This is a genomic window from Selenomonas ruminantium subsp. lactilytica TAM6421, assembly GCF_000284095.1.
GTDB lineage: Bacteria > Bacillota > Negativicutes > Selenomonadales > Selenomonadaceae > Selenomonas_A > Selenomonas_A lactilytica.
On the sequence record NC_017069.1, the window covers coordinates 55,800 to 72,893 of the forward strand.

At 46.2% G+C, this 17,094-nt stretch carries 31 protein-coding genes and 2 tRNA genes; 25 read left to right on the forward strand and 8 right to left on the reverse strand.

Features of this window, described 5'->3' with window-relative positions; all coding sequences use genetic code 11:
• Positions 1-3 precede the first annotated feature (3 nt).
• From SELR_RS15255 to SELR_RS15360, 25 genes are all read left to right on the forward strand, one after another.
• Positions 4-354: a hypothetical protein gene (locus SELR_RS15255; protein ID WP_014426018.1), complete on the forward strand. Its 351-nt coding sequence runs from the start codon at positions 4-6 to the stop codon at positions 352-354.
• On the forward strand, positions 309-2,321 hold the full coding sequence (locus SELR_RS15260) for a DnaB-like helicase C-terminal domain-containing protein (protein ID WP_014426019.1): 2,013 nt from the start codon (positions 309-311) through the stop codon (positions 2,319-2,321). The genes SELR_RS15255 and SELR_RS15260 overlap by 46 nt, the downstream gene beginning before the upstream one ends.
• Positions 2,322-3,215, forward strand: a complete 894-nt coding sequence (locus SELR_RS15265; protein WP_014426020.1) for a hypothetical protein — start codon at positions 2,322-2,324, stop codon at positions 3,213-3,215. It abuts the gene before it with no gap.
• Positions 3,199-3,729, forward strand: a complete 531-nt coding sequence (locus SELR_RS15270) for an MmcB family DNA repair protein (protein WP_014426021.1) — start codon at positions 3,199-3,201, stop codon at positions 3,727-3,729. The genes SELR_RS15265 and SELR_RS15270 overlap by 17 nt, the downstream gene beginning before the upstream one ends.
• Before the next feature lie 2 nt (positions 3,730-3,731).
• The gene (locus SELR_RS15275; RefSeq protein ID WP_014426022.1) at positions 3,732-3,932 is read left to right on the forward strand and encodes a hypothetical protein; all 201 of its coding nucleotides are present in this window, start codon (positions 3,732-3,734) and stop codon (positions 3,930-3,932) included.
• On the forward strand, positions 3,929-4,624 hold the full coding sequence (locus SELR_RS18960; protein WP_014426023.1) for a DUF3310 domain-containing protein: 696 nt from the start codon (positions 3,929-3,931) through the stop codon (positions 4,622-4,624). Before SELR_RS15275 ends, SELR_RS18960 begins: the two co-directional genes overlap by 4 nt.
• On the forward strand, positions 4,612-4,836 hold the full coding sequence (locus SELR_RS15285; RefSeq protein WP_014426024.1) for a hypothetical protein: 225 nt from the start codon (positions 4,612-4,614) through the stop codon (positions 4,834-4,836). The genes SELR_RS18960 and SELR_RS15285 overlap by 13 nt, the downstream gene beginning before the upstream one ends.
• Entirely contained in the window at positions 4,833-5,012 is a 180-nt protein-coding gene (locus SELR_RS15290; protein WP_014426025.1) for a hypothetical protein, read from the forward strand. The genes SELR_RS15285 and SELR_RS15290 overlap by 4 nt, the downstream gene beginning before the upstream one ends.
• Complete coding sequence (locus SELR_RS15295; protein ID WP_014426026.1) at positions 5,005-5,238, forward strand: hypothetical protein; 234 nt, start codon at positions 5,005-5,007, stop codon at positions 5,236-5,238. Before SELR_RS15290 ends, SELR_RS15295 begins: the two co-directional genes overlap by 8 nt.
• A gap of 303 nt (positions 5,239-5,541) precedes the next feature.
• On the forward strand, positions 5,542-5,700 hold the full coding sequence (locus tag SELR_RS18965; RefSeq protein WP_014426029.1) for a hypothetical protein: 159 nt from the start codon (positions 5,542-5,544) through the stop codon (positions 5,698-5,700).
• The gene (locus SELR_RS18970) at positions 5,697-5,843 is read left to right on the forward strand and encodes a hypothetical protein (protein ID WP_014426030.1); all 147 of its coding nucleotides are present in this window, start codon (positions 5,697-5,699) and stop codon (positions 5,841-5,843) included. The genes SELR_RS18965 and SELR_RS18970 overlap by 4 nt, the downstream gene beginning before the upstream one ends.
• Positions 5,844-6,015: 172 nt before the next feature.
• Complete coding sequence (locus SELR_RS15300) at positions 6,016-6,240, forward strand: hypothetical protein (protein ID WP_014426032.1); 225 nt, start codon at positions 6,016-6,018, stop codon at positions 6,238-6,240.
• A gap of 1 nt (position 6,241) precedes the next feature.
• A complete protein-coding gene (locus tag SELR_RS19405) occupies positions 6,242-6,367 on the forward strand; it encodes a hypothetical protein (protein WP_014426033.1) in 126 nt (41 codons plus the stop codon).
• Positions 6,360-6,995: a hypothetical protein gene (locus SELR_RS15305; protein WP_014426034.1), complete on the forward strand. Its 636-nt coding sequence runs from the start codon at positions 6,360-6,362 to the stop codon at positions 6,993-6,995. The genes SELR_RS19405 and SELR_RS15305 overlap by 8 nt, the downstream gene beginning before the upstream one ends.
• 337 nt (positions 6,996-7,332) lie before the next feature.
• Positions 7,333-7,407 (forward strand) — tRNA-Gln (locus SELR_RS15310).
• Between the two features lie 220 nt (positions 7,408-7,627).
• Positions 7,628-7,711, forward strand: a tRNA-Tyr gene (locus SELR_RS15315).
• A gap of 574 nt (positions 7,712-8,285) precedes the next feature.
• Positions 8,286-8,507 carry a hypothetical protein gene (locus SELR_RS15320; protein WP_014426035.1) on the forward strand — a complete coding sequence of 74 codons (222 nt, stop codon included), beginning with the start codon at positions 8,286-8,288 and terminating at the stop codon, positions 8,505-8,507.
• The gene (locus tag SELR_RS15325) at positions 8,488-9,111 is read left to right on the forward strand and encodes a dCTP deaminase/dUTPase family protein (RefSeq protein WP_014426036.1); all 624 of its coding nucleotides are present in this window, start codon (positions 8,488-8,490) and stop codon (positions 9,109-9,111) included. Before SELR_RS15320 ends, SELR_RS15325 begins: the two co-directional genes overlap by 20 nt.
• Positions 9,108-9,407, forward strand: a complete 300-nt coding sequence (locus tag SELR_RS15330) for a DNA ligase LigA-related protein (RefSeq protein WP_041914902.1) — start codon at positions 9,108-9,110, stop codon at positions 9,405-9,407. The genes SELR_RS15325 and SELR_RS15330 overlap by 4 nt, the downstream gene beginning before the upstream one ends.
• Positions 9,404-9,718, forward strand: coding sequence for a single-stranded DNA-binding protein (locus SELR_RS15335; RefSeq protein WP_014426038.1), 315 nt, complete (start codon positions 9,404-9,406; stop codon positions 9,716-9,718). Before SELR_RS15330 ends, SELR_RS15335 begins: the two co-directional genes overlap by 4 nt.
• Positions 9,708-10,325, forward strand: coding sequence for a hypothetical protein (locus SELR_RS15340; protein ID WP_050992829.1), 618 nt, complete (start codon positions 9,708-9,710; stop codon positions 10,323-10,325). Before SELR_RS15335 ends, SELR_RS15340 begins: the two co-directional genes overlap by 11 nt.
• A 2-nt stretch (positions 10,326-10,327) precedes the next feature.
• On the forward strand, positions 10,328-11,179 hold the full coding sequence (locus SELR_RS15345) for a Dam family site-specific DNA-(adenine-N6)-methyltransferase (RefSeq protein WP_014426040.1): 852 nt from the start codon (positions 10,328-10,330) through the stop codon (positions 11,177-11,179).
• Positions 11,180-11,193: 14 nt separating this feature from the next.
• Positions 11,194-11,448: a hypothetical protein gene (locus SELR_RS15350; protein ID WP_014426041.1), complete on the forward strand. Its 255-nt coding sequence runs from the start codon at positions 11,194-11,196 to the stop codon at positions 11,446-11,448.
• Between the two features lie 290 nt (positions 11,449-11,738).
• A complete protein-coding gene (locus SELR_RS15355; protein ID WP_419789606.1) occupies positions 11,739-12,104 on the forward strand; it encodes a hypothetical protein in 366 nt (121 codons plus the stop codon).
• A complete protein-coding gene (locus SELR_RS15360) occupies positions 12,101-12,847 on the forward strand; it encodes a LuxR C-terminal-related transcriptional regulator (RefSeq protein ID WP_014426044.1) in 747 nt (248 codons plus the stop codon). Before SELR_RS15355 ends, SELR_RS15360 begins: the two co-directional genes overlap by 4 nt.
• Before the next feature lie 149 nt (positions 12,848-12,996).
• Here SELR_RS15360 and SELR_RS15365 read toward each other — a convergent pair whose 3' ends face one another.
• From SELR_RS15365 to SELR_RS15400, 8 genes are all read right to left on the reverse strand, one after another.
• Positions 12,997-13,203 carry a hypothetical protein gene (locus SELR_RS15365; protein ID WP_014426045.1) on the reverse strand — a complete coding sequence of 69 codons (207 nt, stop codon included), beginning with the start codon at positions 13,201-13,203 and terminating at the stop codon, positions 12,997-12,999.
• Positions 13,204-13,680 (reverse strand): hypothetical protein, encoded by a 477-nt coding sequence (locus tag SELR_RS15370; protein ID WP_014426046.1) that lies wholly within the window; start codon positions 13,678-13,680, stop codon positions 13,204-13,206. It lies immediately after the preceding gene.
• A gap of 7 nt (positions 13,681-13,687) precedes the next feature.
• Complete coding sequence (locus SELR_RS15375) at positions 13,688-14,482, reverse strand: radical SAM protein (RefSeq protein WP_014426047.1); 795 nt, start codon at positions 14,480-14,482, stop codon at positions 13,688-13,690.
• Positions 14,483-14,554: 72 nt separating this feature from the next.
• Positions 14,555-15,253, reverse strand: coding sequence for a hypothetical protein (locus SELR_RS15380; RefSeq protein ID WP_014426048.1), 699 nt, complete (start codon positions 15,251-15,253; stop codon positions 14,555-14,557).
• A 10-nt stretch (positions 15,254-15,263) separates the two neighbouring features.
• Entirely contained in the window at positions 15,264-15,446 is a 183-nt protein-coding gene (locus tag SELR_RS15385; protein WP_014426049.1) for a hypothetical protein, read from the reverse strand.
• Between the two features lie 374 nt (positions 15,447-15,820).
• Positions 15,821-16,114: a hypothetical protein gene (locus tag SELR_RS15390; RefSeq protein WP_014426050.1), complete on the reverse strand. Its 294-nt coding sequence runs from the start codon at positions 16,112-16,114 to the stop codon at positions 15,821-15,823.
• A 2-nt stretch (positions 16,115-16,116) separates the two neighbouring features.
• Positions 16,117-16,440 carry a hypothetical protein gene (locus SELR_RS15395; RefSeq protein ID WP_014426051.1) on the reverse strand — a complete coding sequence of 108 codons (324 nt, stop codon included), beginning with the start codon at positions 16,438-16,440 and terminating at the stop codon, positions 16,117-16,119.
• 80 nt (positions 16,441-16,520) lie between these two features.
• The gene (locus tag SELR_RS15400; protein ID WP_014426052.1) at positions 16,521-17,078 is read right to left on the reverse strand and encodes a Uma2 family endonuclease; all 558 of its coding nucleotides are present in this window, start codon (positions 17,076-17,078) and stop codon (positions 16,521-16,523) included.
• Between the last annotated feature and the right edge of the window lie 16 nt (positions 17,079-17,094).

Sequence of the window (17,094 nt, forward strand, 5' to 3'; positions counted from 1 at the left end):
CATATGTTAAGAAAAACGATAGCGACATTGACAGTGACAACGGTTCTAGGTGTCGGACTGTGGTTCATTGATGACTTTTACACAGAGAAAACATTAGAATGGTACGAAGACTCCTATGCTTATGCTTTTGAGAAGACCAACGAGAAGCCCGATGAGGATAACGAACTTGGTCGTATGACATGGCTTTTGTGCTGGCGTATAGCGAATAATTTTACGCCGTCGCTGTCAGATTGGCTCGACCCACCACCAAAAGTGGGAAAAAGAGAAACAGTTGAGTACATACAGAAACAGGGGTATTATTACGATGCGTGGAAAGGAACTCTCGTAGAGATACCCGAATCGGAGGAAAAATAGATGTAAAAACCCTTGTAGGTCAGGTCGATTTAGTCGAGTTCGCTGAGAAGTACACGGATTTACAGAAGCAAGGTGATGTGTACCGGGGAATATGCCCTGTTTGTCAGCACGATAACAACAGTGAATTTGTTATATACGACCACAAAACCTACCATTGCTGGGCGTGCGGCTCATCGGGCGACGTTATCAATCTGTTGCGGGATAAGTATAAGCTGGACTTTTTCGCGGCGGCTGAGAAACTTGCCGATATGATGAACGTAGATTTAACCCATGACAAAGGCTATAAGGCCAGAAAAGAAGCGGTAAATAAAAGACAGGAATGGGCGAGAGCCTGCCAGCGCAATCTGAAGGTAGTCAAGGACTATCTCACTAAGGTGCGCGGCCTGTCAGACAGCACAATAGACTATTTTCAGTTAGGTGCGGATGAGCACGGAAATGTATCTATCCCCCTGATCGACGCAAACGGTCGCTATGTAAGCTGGGCAGTTCGCCGCTTTGAAGGTCAGCCAAAATATTTGACTGGTAAGAATGACGAGATTTTTACTAAAGCGGAATTTCTCTTTAATATGCGTGGCGCAAAGGAGAGAATGACGAACACCCTCTACTTAGTGGAGGGCTTTTTTTGTGCCATGAGTTTGTATGAAGCTGGTTTTGCGGCAGTGGCATACAATAGCAGCCAACCCTCGAAACAGCATATACAGAAGATGGCAGCACTTTTGAAATATCATCCTGAGCTGACAGTGGTGCTGGTGCCGGATAATGACGGCGTGGCCTACCCGCTGGTCGAAAAAGTCAGGAAGAACCTTCTGCGATATGCTCCTGAGTTACCTGTGGAAGTGCTGATGTTGCCGGATGGCATGAAGGATGTCAATGACTTCTTTGTTGCTGGTGGCACATCGGAAGGATTTGCACAGTTGCCGAAAGAGCCGATTGACCTGTTTGTGTTGAAGCAGGAACTGCAGAAGTGCGGGAGTCGAACGGCAGAGCGCAAAATGGTGGAGTCATACGCCAAGACAGTCAAGGATAATCTTACCCTGCTGCAGATCGCGAGTTATCTTGCTGGCAAATGGGGAGTCACGACAGAGGCCGTAGACGACTTCCTGCAGGTGTCCCGGCAAGGCATGGATTTAGACAGTGATTTCAAAGACCCCGACCAATGTATCGCGGAAACCGTGAAAATGCTGAAAGAGCCAGTTATGTCATATGGTGTCAAGACTCTTGATGATGGTATCAGGGGGGCTGGCCGGAGAAAAGATGTAACCATTGTTGGTGCGTGTTCCTCGGTCGGCAAGACATTCTTTGTTGTCTGTATGGCGGCAGATATGGTGGTGCGTCAGCGTAAGCGTATTGTGTTCTTCTCGCTGGAAATGAGCGCGGGGGCGTTGTTTGAGCGTCTTATCGCCTGTTTGCTGGGGCGCAGTTCGGATATTGTCGATAAAATGCTCATCGAAGGAGATCCGCTGGCCTATTCCGTACTGGAGAAGTTGCGCGAATACATCTATGTTGTCGATAAGAACGGCCTGACCATCGAGGAAATTGATGCCTATGTCAAAACCGCGAACAGTAAAATGTTTGATGGCCAGTTAGACTGTGTGTTTATTGACTATCTGCAGTATATGAAAGGGTGTTCCGAGTATCAGGTGTTGGCTGAAACGGCGAAAGGGCTGAAACCACTGGCGAAAAACAACAACATCCATGTGGTGGCTCTCAGTCAGTTGAACCGTGGTGTTAATCCGTGGGAGCGTCCTGACATGGGCAAACTAAAAGGCGGTGGCGACATCGAAGCATCCGGGGATGAAATTCTGCTGCTTTGGAGGCCGGAAAAAGATCCGAACCTGTTACCAGACGAACGAGAGTTAAAGAAAAACAAGGTTATGTGTGCGATAGGAAAGGCTCGTCATGGTGCTCGTATAGACGAAACAGAGCTGATTTTTGATCCAGCCACATCGAGAATAAGAGGTGTATAGTTGCCATACAACAAATATATCTGTCCTGATGGGCAGACTTGTGATATTGATAAATGCCTGAATGAGTGTCGTATTCCTGAAATGTTTGAGGCAGACCGTTGTTTATCTCATCGGACACTTAAAGCGATTTCCGAACAGAGAACATGGAACGGTCACCCCTCGGCTACCCAGTTACTGAGCGGCACTCGGGAAGAGTACCTGAAGATAAAGAAAAACTATGCCATTGACCCGCAGTCATCCATCTTTGCTATCTTTGGTACTGGCTGTCATGCGTTCCTCGAAGGATTCCTCGAGAATGACAAGATGATAGCGGAAAAACGACTGATGGACGCGACAGGGACTTACACAGGCCAGTTCGACTGCTACGATGGAAAAAGGCAGATTCTCTACGATGTGAAAACCTACGGTAGCTTCAAAACCGCGCATTTGATGGGGTTGGTCAAACATAGGGAGCCGATTTTAGATGAAAATGGAGTGCAGAAAAAATACAAAAACGGCAGGAAGATGTTTAAAACTTTCTTTACAGTCGGCCGGAGAAGCAATTTTGATGTTGCTGTTCAGCTTAATGCTTATCGGATGATGGTTGAGCACGCTGGCTATCCTGTCAAAGATATGCAGGTTGAGGTGTTTACTCGTGACGCTGGGACGTTCGCGGCAAAAGACCGGGGCGTTATGACCAACATGCAGCTGGTGCGTATCAACTTTATTTCTGACCGTTGGATTCAGCGGTTTATGCTGACCAAAGCCCACCGACTGATTGAGGCCGTTGAACAGGATAAGTTGCCCCCTCCGTGCTCGTATCGGGAATGTTGGGGAGGCCGGAAGTGTCAGGATTACTGCGCGGTGTGGAAGTGGTGCGATAAGGGCAGGGAGATTCATGGCGAAACGACCTGAAACCCTTGAACTGGAAAACGCGTTGATGGCAAAGACGGTCGAGTTTAGGACGTTCGGATGCCCCGAAGTAACCATTGGCTGGTACGGTAGAAAGCGCGTAGACTTCATGCAAACGAATACGAAGGGTATTATATGGTGCTATGAAATCAAAGTGACTGTAAGCGATTTTCACAGTAAGCATGGCCATAATTTTATGGGGCACTATAACTACTACGTTATGACACCTGAACTATACGAACAGGTCAAAGGCGAAATCCCCAGTGAGGTTGGTGTACTGGTTGGCAAATACCTTGACTGTAAGAAGAAGTCCAAGCGTAAGAAGCTGACCGCAGAACAGGCCGAAATGATGCGGTTGTATCTGACCAGATCAATGGCTCGTGAAGTCAAAAAGAACTGGAAAAGCCACAATGGGGACATCATCAACGAATATGAGCGGCGAGTCGCATACTGGAAACGCGCATACGAAATCGAGCGAGAAAGAAACGCCGACAGAATACAATACAGAAGGAGATAACGATGGAATTTCCCAAAACAGTGATTATAAACATTGACCATCCACAGGGGCTGCCCGACGTGGAGTGCAGAGGACAGATGGGCACTGCTCTCAGACCAATCGACAACGGCGATTATTGGGAGGTGCGCTTCTATGGCTTTGGTGAGCCTGACAGATATTATGAGGCGGCATTTCACAAAAACAGCTTGGAGGTGGTAGCGTGAAAAAAAGATTTGAAAATGGCAATACATACGCAAGCAAACTGTATCAGCTTTTGACAAGTTCCAGTAAGACAATCAGGGTTTATTCTGTAAAGACGCTCCGAATGTTGCTGGGAGTTCCTGCGGGTTCTTATCAGACAGGAAGTGTGCAGTTGCTTCTGAAGTCTATTGTCTACGAGCCGGTGGAAACAATCAACCAAAAGACAGCCCTGAAGGTGTGCTATGAAAGCATCAAAGTAAAGGGCGAGGTTGTTGCAGTCAAGTTTACTGTAAAATACCCCACAGCCAAGGCCGAGCAGCCGCGACAGATGGAGTTTAGTGCAGCACCCAATTCGCATATTGTTCCCACAGTAGACGAAAAAGGGAAAATGTGTTTTGCGACCGTTTCGGAAAATCCGATTATCAACAAGACAACCACGAAGGAAGAAGTGCCAAAATTCCTTGCTATTGAAGGTAAGCCCTTGACTATTGATGATGCAGTTTCTCATCCCAGTCACTATACAGATGGGCGCATCGAGGTTATCGAATTTATACAAGACAAGAAGCTGGACTTCTGCAGAGGCAACATTGTTAAGTATGTCAGCAGAGCCGGGAAGAAGGGGGACAAATCGAAGGAGCTGGAGGATCTGAAGAAGGCTCGTCAGTATTGCGATTTCGCTATCAATCAGTTGGAGGGCAGAATATGGAATACTTAAAACTGCAAACTCTTATCGAAAGCAAATTCGGTAAAAGCCAGCATGTGCGTTGTTATATGGAAGGACAGATTGGTAAGGTCGTAAAAATCAAACTCGACACAGACGAAGAAAACAAGCGCACCTTCTACTATCTGTTGGAGTTAGACAACGAAGAGCGGAGCTGGTACGCAGAGAGCGAATTGGAGGGACTTCCGGGGGACAGGGCAATATGATTCATATTTCGATTTATGATGGAAGTCTGAAAACGCCCTTTCGAGAAATCGGAACAAATATTAGTAGCACCGCAACGAAGGAAGAAATTGCTTCTGAAGTGATGGGGCTGTTAAAGTCTCACGACAAATTAAGACATGGCGAAACGGCTATGCAGAAAGCGTATCGCGATGAATAAAATTACAGACTTCTACGGCACGGGACTTAACAGCGAGCATATCTCTTTTGCGAATAGATTTCATATCAGAGGCGTTCACAAAGAGGGTATGACTGTACGCCAACTTATTCACGAGTTGCAATTACAGAACATGGACAGCAAGGTTATCTGGTATGACAAGGACGGCTGTACTCACAAGGTAATTGATGTAGTTCAAGACGGTAAAAGAGTGGTGGCGATATTTTGACGGACATACAATTCTTGGCTGTTTGGTTCGGAGCATGGGCGTTGGGCTATCCCACTCTTATGTCGCTGTTTACTTGCCAGTGGAGAGATTTTGGCTACATTCTGCTTATTGATTATTTGTATATTTTTATTTGCGGGGTGGTGCTGTTTTGACGCAGGGCGATTTGTTTTGCTGGGTAGTGACGGTCTGTGCGTGTATTGGCTTAACGGGCTTCACAGGCTGGGCGATAACCTGTTTGGCTTCCGATGTGAAAAAACGCATTGAAGAAATGATAAGCGGTAAGAAGGATAGGTGGTAAGGTCAGTGAATGAGTTTGTTAATTTTCTTACAACGACAGACCCAAAACTTGTTATGGATTGGGCGATGGCTATATTCATTTCGGTGCTTTCCCTGTTCTTAGTGATTTTAGTGGGTTCGCTGGTGGCAAAAGAGTTCATTGAGATATGGGGGTTAGACGAATGACTGTAGATGAACTTATAGCAGAACTACTGGAACAAAACCCCGAAGCAGAAGTGCGTTTCCTGAACTGGGGAAGAACAGAAGGATTTGAACCTATGCCAATCGAGGGTGTAGGCAAGGACGATAAAGGAGTTGTTATCTATTGAATCACATCAAACTTAAACCCGAGGACGTATCGCGGGAACCCCCGTGTATCAGGTGTCATAGACCAGCCTACGAGCATTGCTACTCGGATGCCGGACGGCGGGAAGTGAGTATCAGCGGCCTGTGCGAAGAGTGCTTTGACGAGATTTGCGACGCGATGGAGGCTGAAGATTGATGAAAAAATATGTTATTGGGCTGATTTTTGGCCTTATCATGGGGATGGCTGGAGCGGCGTATGCGAGTAGTTACGAGGTTAATTACTGGACTGACCCCGACACGAAGGTGCAGTATTTGGTCGTGAGAGAATATTGGGACGGAGTAGCCATTGGTATTTGCCCTCGCTATACATCTAACGGAAACATCATGTATGTTGGTTCTGAAATTGTAGAAGGAGATTAAGATGGATTTTGGTTTATTTATTTACGGTTTGACGATTGGTGCTGGTCTGTGTACTGGCGTTATTGTAGCAGATACGATTTTCTACTGCGGTAAAAAACTCATCGGGAAGTATATCCATATTGGCTGATTGCGTGGTTAAACAGTATTGTTTGACTGGCGAAAAACGTGGTGAGTGCAGAAAATGCAAGGAGTACAACAAGTTTGAACGCAAAAAGTCAAAGTCCCGACAGGCAACTGGTAGGGCAAACAAACGGAAGGGGAAGGAGTCAGAGAAAAAACTGTTACTTCACTTCCAAAGACAGGGACTCGAGAGCCGCATTATTGAGGGTTCGGGAGCGTATAAGAAAAGCAAGGGAGAAGGGTTTGATTCAGATCTGAGAGTCACCATTCTCGATAAAGAGCGCAAGGTGGAGAATAAGAAGTATGCGTCCAAGGCATCGGCTCTCCATCGGATTAGACGGCTCATCGGAGAAACGGACATCCTTTATATCACAGGCTTTTGTTATATCATGGATGAAAATATTTTTTACGATGTGGTCAAGAACAGTGAAAATTATAGCGTGGGCGAGGCTGCCAATATTAAAGCCATTCACACCGCAGAGAACACTTACAAAATTCGGGAGGTGTCTGACCGCGACTTTGGCTGGCTTCACAAGTTCTTTGAACAAGACTATGCCGACATTGTGTCGTTGGATGAGTCATACCGGGATTTCCTGTTCTGCTTACAGACTGGGTTCTTCAAAGAGATTATCTAACTATACACATATAAACAATACAAATAAAAATAAGAATTTATTTTATATAAAAGTATTGACAACACATATAAAAAGGTGTACTATAATCAAGGATTAAAAAAAAACAGTTTCTACATTGTTTATATCTTCTAATTTAATCATTGTTACTGTTGTTTTTGATTTCCTCTTTTCACAGCATAGGGTTTACTGCCCTGTGTACCGTTCCTGATGGTTTTGAGTCGCTTCTTTCCTTCGGGTTCGGTATAGAGTGCAGTAAGATTTGTCTTTCTTAGGCAGTTGTTGCACCTCCTTATAATTTCTTTTCACATATACGAGGCCACCAACTGGTGGTTCTCACAGGGGTATAGCCAAGTGGTTAAGGCATCGGACTTTGACTCCGACATCGGTGGTTCAACTCCACCTGCCCCTGCCAATATGCACTCCAGCGGGTTAACGCCTGTCTTGCGGGTGCTCCAAATCACCGTATTAGTTCAAAGGTAGAACAGTGTTTTTCCGTATTATGTACTACGGCTTTTTCGATAACGTCGTTGATACGTCCGTCAACCATAGTCATCTTGTTTTCCGCATAGCCACGGTATAAAGCAAAGAAAAAACGCAAGCACGGGGTTCGATTCCCCGATACGGTGCTCCTTGGGCGAGTAGCGAAGTGGTTAAACGCAGCAGACTGTAAATCTGCTCCTTCGGGTTCGGTGGTTCAAATCCACCCTCTCCCACCATATCATCAGAGTGCGACTCCTTTCAAATCCCTTTGGATATGTCTGATGTGTCTGCGCTGCATTAGATAATTCTTTCTTCATCCCCTATGAAGTTTCTTATCAGCACTCTGGCCAGAATGAATTACATACCGACAGTGCCGTGTTAACCAATGGTTTACTGATGTCGTAACAACTGTTGGAATGTATTCAGATAGACTAGAGCCTGTCAACAATTTGGTGAAGAACTCTTACATACTACAATGAGTTGGCATGGTTCAAATCAAAAAAATGGAATATCTGTAGTCGCATGAACAACCCGTCAGGGGTGCGTGGTGAATGTTGCAGATGTTCCGAAGTCTAGCTAGACAAAACTACCTAACTTATTTACGGCTATCTCCAACCGGCAGACCTCTTTGGATGAGTTGAGGCGAGGCAAATCGAGAGTCCTGAACATGACATAACTGTTCCGACAAGGGCCAGTCGTTAAAAACCAGCGGGGAGACCAACCAATACTCTCCCTGCTTATCATGGGCTGGACGAGGCGAAAGTCTTTGACGGCTCTTTTTTTATAATTTGCTGACAGGAGGTTTTTCTTTTGGAATCAGTCACCCTGAAAGGTTGTAAGGTTCATTATGACCCAAAGAACATCAGCAAAGAAGCGGCACTCGAACAGGCAAATAGCCGAATCGAAGAATTAAGAAAGACAGGAGCGAAGCTGAAAAGTTTCACAGCATTCACCCCGCACAAGGGTGAGGAATGGTACGAGCAACTCCGCAAAGTCAGAAAGGAATTGAGCAATGGAAAAATTCGCAGCTGAAAACATTATGCACCTTCTGATGGAGGCTACTCAGCGTAGCATCAAAAAAACCATCAATGAAGCAGCCAGGGCTGGACTGCCGAAAGGGCAGGTGGAGCGGCTGGCTCAACTCGAAATGGCGGAACACAGGGGACTTATCGACGAAATGCACGAATTGGTCAAGAACCCGCGTGGCTTTGAGGTGGCACACGGCTTTGAAGATAAGGGCGTGAAGCTGCCGAAAAGGGCGACCATCCTGTCAGCTGGCTATGATTTCAGAGCATTGTCCGATGTGACGATTGAACCTCACAAAACAGCCAAGGTAGAAACAGGCGTAAAGGCTTATATGATGGGCGACGAGGCACTTATGCTTTATCCACGTTCCAGCATGGGCATTAAGCGCGGGATCAACCTTGCAAACGGCGTAGCGGTAATCGATGCCGACTATTACAACAACAAGGACAACGATGGCCATATCATCATTTGTCTTTATAATATGACGGACAACCCACAGGTCATCAAGGCCGGGGAGCGTATCGCGCAGGGCGTTTTCACGAAATACCACACTGCAGGGGACATTCCTTGCAATATCAGAACAGGTGGCACAGGGAGCACCGACGCGTGAACCTGAAACCTGTCCACGACCGCATAAGACAGCTACGGCTCGGGCTGATGTTACACAGCTATATCTATTACAAGCTGGGCAAGTCCATCATATCCGACGCAAAGTGGGATGACAGGGCAAGAGAGCTGGTCAGACTGCAGAAGAAATTTCCATCTGTGGCCAAGAAGGTGCGGTTCGCAAAATTGTATCAGGATTTTGACGGCAGTACAGGTTTTCATCTAGCCGGGGAAGTTGATGCTGCCATGATACGCAAAGCACATTTTTTATTAGCAATAGAAAAGGAGTTTTCCAAATGAATAAACAGGAATTTTTTGGTCGTGTAGTCGCAGACCCGCAGTTGAAAGTGGTCGGTGGGGATAAGCAGGTGTGCTCTTTCCGATTGGCAATCAACGGTCGCACTAAAAATGATCCGCCTATTTTCATCAACTGTGAAGCATGGGGCAAACCTGCAGAGGTTATCGCTCGTTACTGCCCGAAAGGCTACCCGCTGGGGGTTGTTACGCGCATGAAACAACACACTTATGAGAAGAACGGCGTGAATATCACGGTGGACGACTTTGTGGTCGAGGATTTTGACCTGCTGGGGAGCAAACAGAATGAGCAATAATTTCGCATCGGACAATATCAAGATTTTCAATGTGCAGGTCTATGGCATCCGTGAGGCTCTTATCCGCGCTGGCTATCCCATGAAGGACGTTGTAAACATGGACATGAGTCTTGACCTTCGCACGGTTGAAGATATGCTGAGGCTGGGCAATACGCTGGGCAGCAGTCCTATCGGGCACGGCGATGACAAGTTTCTGCGTCAGATCATGGTGTCGTTTGATGTGCTGGCTCCGCGCTATTGGTGGCAGCAGTTTGCGACGTATCATCATACTGTGATGAATAGTCAGAGCACGATGCACAAAGGCAAGGCTCTCGATTACGACCTGATGGCGAATAAGCACGTTGATCCGGTCATTCTCGGACGCTTCAAAGAACTGGTAAAAGAGTATCAGGACAACCCATCGGAAAAGACACTGATGGCCGTTAAGTCGAACCTCCCTGAAGGTATTCGGCTGGCTGCTGGTATCAGTACGAACTATGCACAGCTGAAAACCATCTATTATCAGCGCAAGCATCATAGACTGCCGGAGTGGAGAGATTTCTGCGAATGGATTAAAGAGTTGCCGTATGCCAAGGTGCTGGGAGTTACTAGACAGGTGGATAAATAGGCGTGACTTTTCATAAAAGCCCGCTGAACTATATCGGGAATAAGTATAAGCTGTTACCGCAACTTGTACCTCTGTTCCCGCAAGATATAGGGACGGCGGTTGACCTGTTCGCCGGTGGGTGTGATGTTATCACGAACATTGACGCGAAGTATAAGGTCGCGAATGATAGGAACGACAAACTTATTGAACTGGTGCGCTGGATAAAGGAAACGCCGACTGACGCATTGGTCGATTGGATGGATAGTACGATTGAGCTTTATGGTCTGTCCAAGACAAATCAGGAGGCTTATTACCAGCTCCGCGCTGACTATAACGAGAGAAACAATACGGCTCCGATGCTTTTTGCCTGTATCTGCTACTGCTTCAACAATCAGATGAGGTTCAACAAGCAGGGCAAATTCAATTCGGCATTTGGGAAAAACAGGTCATCGTTCAACGAGGCTATTCGGGGACGCTTACAACAGTTCCACGATAACCTGCAGGACGTTGCTTTGGGTTCGTCTGATTTCCGGCTGGCTTACGCATGGTATGAGCTGGGCGAGGGCGATTTCGTCTATTGCGACCCGCCGTATCTGATTTCTGAGGCTTATTACAACGAGTCAAAGAAGGGCTGGAATGGCTGGAACGAGCAGGATGATTCGGATCTGGTTGAACTGCTGGACAAGCTGGAGGCGCAAGGCGTGAAGTTTGGTATGTCCAATCTTATGCGTCACAAGGGCAAGACCAACGAAGGTCTGCTGGCGTGGAGCAAGAAGTACAAGACATACTATCTCGATAAGTCCTATAAGAACTGCGTGTACTGCTGGAAACCATCTGACGAGCCGACACAAGAGGTCTATATCACAAACATTTGATAGAGAGGTATCGCATGAACGAGTTAGCACTGATTGCCCATTCACTGGTCGCACAGGGGAACTATAAAGGCGCGGTGATTGCCGCACAGCATAAAGAGGACGTACTGCTGGAGGGGGCAGGGACTCTGCAGCTAGGCAGATTAGTAGTCACCCTTCTCGCCGCGTATATGCGGGAAATGCCCGAAGAAAAGCGCGACATGATGGGAAATTATGTCTGCAAGAAAGCAAAGGAATTGGCTAAAAATGCACCTGCACCGACCGAAGCGTAACCGCAAGGCTACTCGCGTGTTGTGTTGTGGATGTGGCACCATCATCAGAACCCATGACAACCAGATCAGGAAGTGCAAGTGCGGGGATATTACGGTATTCCAGTACAGGCGAGGCTTCTACGATGTGGCATATCGGAATAATGCTCGTTATGAGATACTCAGCGATAATAGGCACGGTGGCCGGGTTGGATGGCTGAAAGATATAAAAGCGGGGGTATGATGATGTCTGTTATAAATCGTAAACCTGTGTGGTTTGAGAATTTGAAAAAACTCGGTGTCATTATTTGGATATGTTATCTGATAAAGCGGCATCGAAAAATGCTCACTTTGGAACATTGGGAGATTCGGACAGCTTGAAGGGCTATCATTTCTTCTCTATTGGCATGGGGAGTGAGTGTTATACAATCATTGTGTATGGTAACAAAAAAGACGCGGAGGAAGGTCTGACTGCACATTTTAGCAGAGTTCAATTCCTGCGAACCGAATACAAAGACCGCCGTGACTGGCATGGAAACAGACCGCTGAAAGATTGCATTATCAAAGCATGTTATTTTTCGGGGATGTTCTCACCAAAGCGAACTCGACCGCTGGCTGATCCGTGCGATAGCTACGAGCTGTATCAAAGTGAGGCGTATCAAAGCGAGGATGCTGCTTGAAGCTGGATTCTGTAATCGACTATCTCTCCATTGGTGATACAGATAGTGAATTGATAGCAGAAGAATGTGCTCGTAAATACGGCATCGGAGCCGACGAGGTGCTGGAAGAAAAACAGCGCAGAGTAGAAGTGCTGGAACATCTGAAGGTAATCATGGGCTGGTTGACGGAAACGCAAAAGTCTGTCCTGTTGTTGACCGGGGCAGGGTATAATCAGGTGGAGATTGCCGAGGAACTGAACACCAGTGAACGAATGGTGCGGTTTAACAAAAAGTCGATACAGTCAAAACTGGAGAAGGAAACAAGCGAGGATAGGATTAATTTCCTGAAGGGTGAAATCGAAAGACTGTCCCAAACCTCTCGCGGTAGACACAGCCAGTTATACAAGGACTTTGCGACAGAGCTGGAGAAACGGCTACGGTTAAAGCAGAGCATGAAGATGTTGTTTGTGCTTTTGACACCGCCTGAGTCCACAAAAGAGGCCGATGGTAAACTCAGTATGCCAGCTTATACGTTTGAGCGCGTTATGCGTATCGGAGAAGGTATGCGGCAAGGCATCGAGAACGGCAAGAAGGTCATGAAAACCATAGTGAAGTGTCGTTTGCCTGAGTATATGATTGATACATTCGGGGATAGATTTACCTGCTGTACTTTGTGCGCCACCTGTACTCGCAAAAAAGATGTGCAAGGTCGGGCTGGGTACGACAAGTATGGACTGGAAAAACAAATCAGACCCCTTGAATAAAATATAAATATTTGCTATAATAACTATTAGCATAGATACAAACATAAATGTGGCCCAGTTGACTTCGGTTGGCTGGGTTTGTTTCGCTTATAATAATTGACTAAATCAACTAATATAGCAAAAGAAAAACCACCCGAAGGTGGTCGTTTTTAATGTGATAATGCACCTCTGTATCTATTCAATGCTTCTTCAGCGGTCATTTCGTCGAAAGCATGTCCCATCGTATCAAGCAGTTCCATAGCGTCCTTGTGAGGCGTGTTAGCGGCCTTCATGGACAAAACAAGATAAGCCAGCACAATGTCGTTGAAGCGTCCTGAGTCGAATAATCGGCAGTTTTCTTTTTCAATCTGTTCCATTCACTTTATCCTTTCTACTCTGTCAATCCAATCATAACTAAACCAAACGGTGCTCTCACAATCCCAACAGTGGAAGGGCATAAAACCATCCTTGGCCATCCATTTATACTGCACATCGAGGTGAAAGCCATCATAGCCCTGCAGGGCGTACCATCCGAAGTCGATATGCGGGAAAGGAAGAAAATCTGTTTCTTGAAGCTGAAGGTCGGCAATATCGGTCGGCTCAAAGACTTTCAGGTCTTTCTTGGGATGCAGGAGGAAGTGGTGTTCTCCGCAGTGATAAGGGGTTTCTCGACACCATTTTTCCCAAGCGGAAATATACGGCGAGTCGGTGTATCTCGTGGAAGTCCACAGGCCAATGTTAGGTTTATTCAGCAATGGCTGGCCAGTTATCATGTTGCGGTCGAGGTCAAAGAAAACAAACTCCTCGCTGTCTGTGCAAAATATTTGGTCAGGAAGTTCGTTTAATACTTTCATAAGCACCTCAGTGAATCAAAGAATAGGCTTGGGGGCTGTGTTTCCGCAGGATCTCCAAAGGGATAGAGCACTGACCGCATTTGCAGTGTTTGACATTTTCTCCTAGCTTCTGCAGATCATTGTCAATGGTGCCAATCGGGGGACAGAGCCGGGACTCACCAAGGGCAATAGAGCCGTCTATATTGATGCGCGGAGTGCAGTATTTGCCGACAGGCATGGTGTTTACGATGTGCCTAAAACTTGTTTCGGGGATTTGGTTGGCTATGAGCCGGAGGTTTACGCACTTCGGGGCTTTTGTTTCCCAGCGAGCGTCTTTGAGGTTCAGGGCGCGACCTTGCGGGTAAAGATAAATCTCGCTGACCTCGTCAACTACAGAGCAGTTTTTTATTTTACTCAGCCAGTACAAGTCCTTTTCGATAAGGCGCTTTGGATAATACTCCTTGACCGCAGTAACCTGTGTGAGAAAATTTTTAGCGCGGTTCTTTACAAAATCTCTGTACCAGTTATACAGGTCTTTATCATGCGCAAGCTGATACCCATTGGTGGCGATAACAACGCCCACTCGAGGGAATCTCTTTTGATATTCCGCAATCGTTTCCAATACCTGTTTTATCTGCGGGTGCTCAAAAGGCTCTCCTCCGCTGAAAACAATACACTGCATGGTGGAATAGCCGATAAGATCATAAGCAAAATCCAAATTCCTTTTCAGCTGTTCCAGCGTGATGTGCTTTCCGTCTGTGGTACAATCGCTCAAGCAGTGGGGGCAACCCATCGAGCAGTAGTCCGTAAGAGCTATTAACATTTTATCACCTCAATATTATCCTCTTTTCGTGCTATATTTGCGGCGTTGAGCGCGGTGTTTTTATTTGCCATATCATACCTCCTGTATCTTGTCTGTTATCTTGAACACATCGACCACCAGTTCCTTCTCGTTACGGTCATCTATATAGCATAGCACATATTTGCGGCTGACGGTAGCGGTCAACAGGACTCCTGGCTTGCCGTTTTCATACCTTGACTTGAACCACTCGGCCTTTTCTCTGTTGTCTGTCCAGCTGAGTCCATAACGCTCTCTCCCCGGCGATACGCCCCTGTATATGGTAATGGTGTCGGGCAGGTTGTTGTAGTATTCGAGATCCGCGGGTTCCATCAGGTGCTTCTTCGATGCGCTTCGGAAAAAATTGATTGCCTCTTTACGGCTTACGTTTATGTCTTGGTTCGGGTCTTCCTCGTCCAGCCAGCATTGCTTCAGATATTTTGCATAGTCCTTCTCGCTCATGTACTCACGGCAGAGCTTGAACCATGTCATTTTATACGGTCTGTTGATTAAGAGGTACAGATGGCCAACGTCGCTCCTGTCAATCAGCTCCATCATAAACTTGCGGTAAACCTTGTAGCCATCGGGGGTGGTTAAATCCAACACTTCCCCGGTCTGTGGGTTCATGGAAATAGTGGAGGTGGTGAAGGGGTGAGAGCATATTCCCAGCCCCGGTAGGGCTTTGTTTTCTTCGATTGGCACTGCGTTAAACAGCAGTTTTGTTGTATGGCGTATTTCTTCAAGGTTGGTTTTCAAAATCTTATCCTCACTCTTCAAAATATTTACAGATACCTTTTTCACCTAATTCGATTGCAACATCCATGTCCTCGGTAGCCACATTGGGATTGTGACATTCCTCTACGTTTACAAGAGTACAACCTCCACCAAAAGAGGGGTCATAATCTCCTCCAAATGCTACGGCGTGTTTGCAGTTTTCACAAGTGTTCATTTTTATATCTCCTTATTTACAAATAATCTGAAAAGTATTATAATCTTATATGTAGACAGGTATTCGCCCCGCATTGGCGGGGATGTATCAGAAAATCAAATTTTATAATTTGAGAGCTGTGTAATATTTAAGGTCAGCCTGTCTGCGATTGTAATTCCCTAAATATTCCTCGCTATGGTATGATGGGGGTTACAAAGCAGGTCAGCCGCAGTTTACCGCTGAATAAGTGGCTTAGAAAGTATAAGCGGCCTAGAACGACCTGTATGTTTACCGCCGAATAGGCGGCTGTCAGGCTTCGGCCTGTGGATTGAAACACTTTATTTTTCTATTAAGGAAAAGGAAAAAGTCCCCCGCAAGGGGGCTTTTTCGTGTTTTTATTCTTCCACTTCGCCCCATATGGCCTCATATTCTTCGACCGTCATAGCGTTTTCTGCCCAGCGTTTTGCTTCATCCTCCGTGATAGGCTCAATGGCTTCATCATAATACGGTGTATTGGCACCGCCGTTCCGATGCAGGAAGAACTCGCCTGTTTTCTTCAGATACAGAGTGCTTTCCTGATAGTTCATATCGTTGCAAGCGATAATGTCGCGCCCATTGATATTGTCTTTGTGTCCCAGTTCTTTTGCGGTTTCAGTGTCATATTTCTTGCCGCCGATGATTTTCTTCATGGTCACTGCTCCTTTTTCTTTCGTTCCAAACACTTTCTGATCCTCAGCGCGTTGAGAGTGGGGGAGTCGCTTCTATACTCGCCCTTACTGTATGGAATATAGTTGTTTGCCAGTTTGGTTGATATTCCCAGTCGTTCTGCTGCCTGTTCTATACTCAATCCCTGTTGCATAAGTTTCGTCAGTTCGTCGGTTCGCTCATAACGAACTGCACCTTCGGTTATAAGGATTTTTCGCACTTTGCCAAAGCTGAGACCGCTTTTTCGGGCAACCTCTTTGATAGACTCGCTGGCCTTGTACTCCCTAACTATCGCTTTTATATTCGCCATACCTGTACACACCTCCTTTTTGACAAAATCGGGTAAACAATTTTTGACATATTTTTTTCGATATGACGGGCCGAAAATGCTTAGTTTCGTTCTTTGAATATATCCCCAATATCAACACTCACATCTATGGATTCAACGAGTGTCAAGTGGGGGTGTTCGTCTTTTTCTTCGGCGGTCATTTGCATCCATTCTTCAGGAGGGATAAGCGTATAGATGTTATCCAGTCTATAATTGCTATAATGCAGTTTGTAGACCTCAACCGCCTTATCTCTAGGGCTGACAATCCAATATTCAGGCACGCCGATTCTTGCATACAACTCTTTCTTTACAGTCATATCTTTTTTGCGAGTGCTGGGGGAGAGTATTTCTGCAACAAACACAGGAACGCTTGTTATGAGGCCGCTTTCGGTATGCTCTATAGGCTTTTGGTAAACGGCCAAATCGGGATAAACAACATCGCCTTTACTGGGGATTAAGCCGACATCCTGAGTTAAAAAGAACTGCGTCGAGTCCAGTGAATTTTCTATGATGTTCGTTAAATTCTTGTCTGCCATGAAGTGGAAAAGGCTAGTAGGGGACATTCTATACTTCACTCCTCCGATATATTCTGATGGGATTTTCTCTAATAACGCATCCATGAAAAAACACCTCCAA